Raw genomic sequence first — 5,500 nt, 5'->3', positions numbered from 1 at the left:
GGGTGCGGGGCATGACTGGAATGTTGTGCTCGGCGGTGTCCTACTCTCCCACACCGATTAGAGTGCAGTACCATTGGCGCTGGTGGGCTTAGCTTCCGGGTTCGGAATGGGACCGGGCGTTTCCCCACCGCTATAGCCGCCGAAACAATGTGAAACACACACACACGCGTGTTTGTTTATTCGTGTGTGTTGTTTCAGAAGTGTCATAGTGGATGCGAACACACTTTATTCATCAAGTTGATGTGTTGGGTGTTGTTGGTAAGTCCTCGGCCGATTAGTACCAGTCACCTGAACCTATTACTAGGCGTACAGTTCTGGCCTATCAACCCCATGGTCTGTAGGGGGCCTTAACCCTTCAAGAGGGTGAGAAACCTCATCTTGGAACAGGCTTCCCGCTTAGATGCTTTCAGCGGTTATCCCTTCCGAACGTAGCTAACCAGCAGTGCTCCTGGCGGAACAACTGGCACACCAGAGGTTCGTCCGTCCCGGTCCTCTCGTACTAGGGACAGGTTTCCTCAAGTTTCTAACGCGCGCGGCGGATAGAGACCGAACTGTCTCACGACGTTCTAAACCCAGCTCGCGTGCCGCTTTAATGGGCGAACAGCCCAACCCTTGGGACCTACTCCAGCCCCAGGATGCGACGAGCCGACATCGAGGTGCCAAACCATCCCGTCGATATGGACTCTTGGGGAAGATCAGCCTGTTATCCCCGGGGTACCTTTTATCCGTTGAGCGACACCACTTCCACACGTTGGTGCCGGATCACTAGTCCCGACTTTCGTCCCTGCTCGACACGTACGTCTCACAGTCAAGCTCCCTTGTGCACTTACACTCAACACCTGATTGCCAACCAGGCTGAGGGAACCTTTGGGCGCCTCCGTTACATTTTAGGAGGCAACCGCCCCAGTTAAACTACCCACCAGGCACTGTCCCTGAACCCGATCAGGGTCCGAGGTTAGAAGTCCAATACGATCAGAGTGGTATTTCAACAATGACTCCATGAACACTGGCGTGCCCACTTCACAGTCTCCCACCTATCCTACACAAACCGAACCGAACACCAATACCAAGCTATAGTGAAGGTCCCGGGGTCTTTTCGTCCTGCCGCGCGTAACGAGCATCTTTACTCGTACTGCAATTTCGCCGAGTCTGTGGTTGAGACAGCAGAGAAGTCGTTACGCCATTCGTGCAGGTCGGAACTTACCCGACAAGGAATTTCGCTACCTTAGGATGGTTATAGTTACCACCGCCGTTTACTGGGGCTTAAATTCTCAGCTTCGCCCCCCGAAGGGAACTAACCGGTCCTCTTAACCTTCCAGCACCGGGCAGGCGTCAGTCCGTATACATCGTCTTACGACTTCGCACGGACCTGTGTTTTTAGTAAACAGTCGCTTCTCTCTGGTCTCTGCGACCCACACCAGCTCAAACAGTAAATGTCGTCACCAGGATGGGTCCCCCTTCTCCCGAAGTTACGGGGGCATTTTGCCGAGTTCCTTAACCACAGTTCTCTCGATCGCCTTAGTATTCTCTACCTGACCACCTGTGTTGGTTTGGGGTACGGGCCGTGTACCAACTCACTAGAGGCTTTTCTCGGCAGCATAGGATCATGGACTTCACCACAACGGTTACGCATCACCTCTCAGGCACAAGCTGTGCGGATTTACCTACACAACGCCCTACAGGCTTACACCAGGACAACCATCGCCTGGCACCACTACCTTCCTGCGTCACCCCATCGCTTGCCTACTACCAGCCAAGGTCCTGTGCATCACCCCACCCGAGACCCGAAGGCCTTCCTGGGGGATCTGGACAGTTAGTACAACTGATTCAGCATGGGCGCGGATACACGGGTACGGGAATATCAACCCGTTGTCCATCGACTACGCCTGTCGGCCTCGCCTTAGGTCCCGACTCACCCTGGGCGGATTAGCCTGGCCCAGGAACCCTTGGTCATTCGGCGGCAGAGTTTCTCACTCTGCTTTCGCTACTCATGCCTGCATTCTCACTCCCACACCCTCCACACCTAGATCACTCCGGCGCTTCCACGGATGCAGGACGCTCCCCTACCCACCCACACACCTAGCCCACAACCCGTAGATCATGGGCGGGCTTATGTGAGTGCCGCGGCTTCGGCGGTGTACTTGAGCCCCGCTACATTGTCGGCGCAGGATCACTTGACCAGTGAGCTATTACGCACTCTTTCAAGGGTGGCTGCTTCTAAGCCAACCTCCTGGTTGTCTTCGCGACCCCACATCCTTTTCCACTTAGTACACGCTTAGGGGCCTTAGCCGGCGATCTGGGCTGTTTCCCTCTCGACTACGAACCTTATCGCCCGCAGTCTCACTGCCCTGCTCTCACTTACCGGCATTCGGAGTTTGGCTGACGTCAGTAACCTAGTAGGGCCCATCGGCCATCCAGTAGCTCTACCTCCGGTAAGAAACACAGAACGCTGCACCTAAATGCATTTCGGGGAGAACCAGCTATCACGGAGTTTGATTGGCCTTTCACCCCTACCCACAGCTCATCCCCTCCATTTTCAACTGAAGTGGGTTCGGGCCTCCACGACGTCTTACCGACGCTTCACCCTGGCCATGGGTAGATCACTCCGCTTCGGGTCTAGACCCGGCGACTCCACGCCCTATTCAGACTCGCTTTCGCTACGGCTACCCCACACGGGTTAACCTCGCCACCGAGCACTAACTCGCAGGCTCATTCTTCAAAAGGCACGCCATCACCCACAATCAACCAAATGATTCACAGGCTCTGACGGATTGTAAGCGTCCGGTTTCAGGTACTATTTCACTCCCCTCCCGGGGTACTTTTCACCTTTCCCTCACGGTACTAGTCCGCTATCGGTCACCAGGAAGTATTCAGGCTTACCGGGTGGTCCCGGCAGATTCACAGCAGATTCCACGAGCCCGCTGCTACTTGGGCATCCATCACGCAAGACCACACATTTTCAGCTACCGGACTCTCACCGTCTACGGCAGACCATTCCAGGCCACTTCACCTAACATGCAGCATTTATCACTCACGCCCCGACAGGTAGATCAGGGAAGATGAACCCCACAACACCACACACACAACCCCTACCCGGTATCACATGCGCATGGTTTAGCCTCCTCCGCTTTCGCTCGCCACTACTCACGGAATCACAATTGTTTTCTCTTCCTATGGGTACTGAGATGTTTCACTTCCCCACGTTCCCCCCACACAGCCTATACATTCAGCTGGTGGTAACACGACATCACTCGTGCTGGGTTTCCCCATTCGGACACCCTCGGATCACAGCTCGTTTGACAACTCCCCGAGGACTATCGCGGCCTACCACGTCCTTCATCGGCTCCTGGTGCCAAGGCATCCACCGAACGCCCTAAAACACTTACAACAACACCTACAAACACACCCCCCAACAAAACAAGAGGCACGAATGTAGACACAAAAAACTCGACAAAACACACAACCAAAAAACTTGTATGCATTGCAAAAATAAAGATGCTCGCATCCACTATGCACTTCTCAAACAACACACATCGAACACCCACACACCCCTCAACGCCTCATCACAAGACGCGTCAGCAGAGCAGCGCGATATTCGATATCCGTGAGACAACTTGCGTTCCCTCAGAACCCCGATAGTGTGCGATAAACGCGCAGGCCTTGCGACCTGCAACAATCTGGTTGCCAACCGTATGAGTCGGCCGGCACCATGATCCGTCTGATGTTTCACCCGTGAACACACGTTTGCCGTACCACGAACGGGTACAGAAACAAACAGTGTTGTGTGCTCCTTAGAAAGGAGGTGATCCAGCCGCACCTTCCGGTACGGCTACCTTGTTACGACTTCGTCCCAATCGCCGATCCCACCTTCGACAGCTCCCTCCACAAGGGTTAGGCCACCGGCTTCGGGTGTTACCGACTTTCATGACGTGACGGGCGGTGTGTACAAGGCCCGGGAACGTATTCACCGCAGCGTTGCTGATCTGCGATTACTAGCGACTCCGACTTCATGGGGTCGAGTTGCAGACCCCAATCCGAACTGAGACTGGCTTTAAGGGATTCGCTCCACCTCACGGTCTCGCAGCCCTCTGTACCAGCCATTGTAGCATGTGTGAAGCCCTGGACATAAGGGGCATGATGACTTGACGTCATCCCCACCTTCCTCCGAGTTGACCCCGGCAGTCTCCTGCAAGTCCCCGGCATAACCCGCTGGCAATACAGGACAAGGGTTGCGCTCGTTGCGGGACTTAACCCAACATCTCACGACACGAGCTGACGACAGCCATGCACCACCTGTACACCAACCACAAGGGAACAGCCATCTCTGACTGCGTCTGGTGTATGTCAAACCCAGGTAAGGTTCTTCGCGTTGCATCGAATTAATCCACATGCTCCGCCGCTTGTGCGGGCCCCCGTCAATTCCTTTGAGTTTTAGCCTTGCGGCCGTACTCCCCAGGCGGGGTACTTAATGCGTTAGCTACGGCACGGATTCCGTGAAATGAAACCCACACCTAGTACCCACCGTTTACGGCGTGGACTACCAGGGTATCTAATCCTGTTCGCTACCCACGCTTTCGCTCCTCAGCGTCAGTTACTACCCAGAGACCCGCCTTCGCCACCGGTGTTCCTCCTGATATCTGCGCATTTCACCGCTACACCAGGAATTCCAGTCTCCCCTGTAGTACTCAAGTCTGCCCGTATCGCCTGCACGCCTACAGTTAAGCTGCAGAATTTCACAGACGACGCGACAAACCGCCTACGAGCTCTTTACGCCCAGTAATTCCGGACAACGCTTGCACCCTACGTATTACCGCGGCTGCTGGCACGTAGTTGGCCGGTGCTTCTTCTGCTCCTACCGTCACTTGCGCTTCGTCGGAGCTGAAAGAGGTTTACAACCCGAAGGCCGTCATCCCTCACGCGGCGTCGCTGCATCAGGCTTGCGCCCATTGTGCAATATTCCCCACTGCTGCCTCCCGTAGGAGTCTGGGCCGTGTCTCAGTCCCAGTGTGGCCGATCACCCTCTCAGGTCGGCTACCCGTCGTCGCCTTGGTAGGCCATTACCCCACCAACAAGCTGATAGGCCGCGGGCCCATCCCCAACCGCAAAAGCTTTCCACCAATCCCCATGCGAGGAAAAATGAATATCCGGTATTAGACCCAGTTTCCCAGGCTTATCCCAGAGTCAGGGGCAGATCACCCACGTGTTACTCACCCGTTCGCCACTCGAGTACCCAGCAAGCTGGGCCTTTCCGTTCGACTTGCATGTGTTAAGCACGCCGCCAGCGTTCGTCCTGAGCCAGGATCAAACTCTCCATGAAAACCTATCAAAAACCCACCACCAACAAAGGCCGGCAGAATTTTCAACACAATCTCAGCCAGAGAGACAAAAACCTGACCAAACAAAAACTAGCAACACCCAGACCAAAGCCTGAGCATCACAAAAAATCATCACATAATCCAAAAACTTGGACACACGATGCCAAAATATGGCATCAGACAAT

The 5,500-nt window shown here is 54.8% G+C and carries 1 protein-coding gene and 3 rRNA genes; 1 reads left to right on the top strand and 3 read right to left on the bottom strand.

Going from position 1 to position 5,500, the window contains the following annotated elements; translation table 11 throughout:
• Window positions 1-27: 27 nt before the first annotated feature.
• The 3 genes from rrf to GOACH_RS22080 all read right to left on the bottom strand — a co-directional run bounded on the left by rrf (window position 28) and on the right by GOACH_RS22080 (window position 5,317).
• Window positions 28-144, bottom strand: a 5S ribosomal RNA gene (gene rrf / locus GOACH_RS22090).
• Between the two features lie 110 nt (window positions 145-254).
• Window positions 255-3,388: ribosomal RNA gene (locus GOACH_RS22085) — 23S ribosomal RNA — on the bottom strand.
• Between the two features lie 407 nt (window positions 3,389-3,795).
• Window positions 3,796-5,317, bottom strand: a 16S ribosomal RNA gene (locus GOACH_RS22080).
• The 16S, 23S and 5S rRNA genes sit together here, the layout of an rRNA operon.
• On the opposite strand from GOACH_RS22080, the gene GOACH_RS24105 reads away from it, so the two are divergent.
• Window positions 5,313-5,500: hypothetical protein (locus GOACH_RS24105; RefSeq protein WP_217999528.1), on the top strand; the 188-nt coding region annotated here is incomplete at its 3' end. The two genes, GOACH_RS22080 and GOACH_RS24105, sit on opposite strands and share 5 nt — an antisense overlap.

Origin of the sequence: Gordonia aichiensis NBRC 108223 (assembly GCF_000332975.1) — a bacterium.
In the GTDB taxonomy this organism is placed as follows: Bacteria; Actinomycetota; Actinomycetes; order Mycobacteriales; family Mycobacteriaceae; genus Gordonia; species Gordonia aichiensis.
Note: the sequence above shows the minus strand (reverse complement) of the source record. Positions and strands in the feature narration are given on the sequence as shown.